General features: G+C 40.0%; 1 protein-coding gene. It reads left to right on the top strand.

Features of this window, described 5'->3' with window-relative positions:
• On the top strand, positions 1–340 hold a 340-nt coding region (locus ACHRV5_RS22455), incomplete at both ends, for a hypothetical protein (RefSeq protein WP_395428343.1).

Here is a 340-nt window from a genome sequence, read left to right as displayed (position 1 = left end):
CAAGGTTGTGCTAACGCCGGAACATATACTAATACTTGGACTGTTAATGATGATTGCGGAAATACTTCTGCTATTTTCACTCAAATCATTACTATCGAAGATACTACTGCTCCTACTTGGTCTACTCAAGCCGGAACATTAAATACAACGGTTCAATGTAGTGATGCAACAGCTTTGGCTAATGCTCAAGCGCAATTCCCAGTAGCTACTGATGCTTGTGATACGGATGTGACAAACATTGTAAAAGTAAGCGGTGCTTTTGTAGCTTCTCAAGGTTGTGCTAACGCTGGAACATATACTAATACTTGGACGGTTAATGATGATTGTGGAAATACTTCTG

The organism is Flavobacterium sp. FlaQc-52 (assembly GCF_044007495.1).
Lineage (GTDB): Bacteria > Bacteroidota > Bacteroidia > Flavobacteriales > Flavobacteriaceae > Flavobacterium > Flavobacterium cupriresistens.
This window is presented reverse-complemented; position numbering and strand designations above follow the sequence as displayed.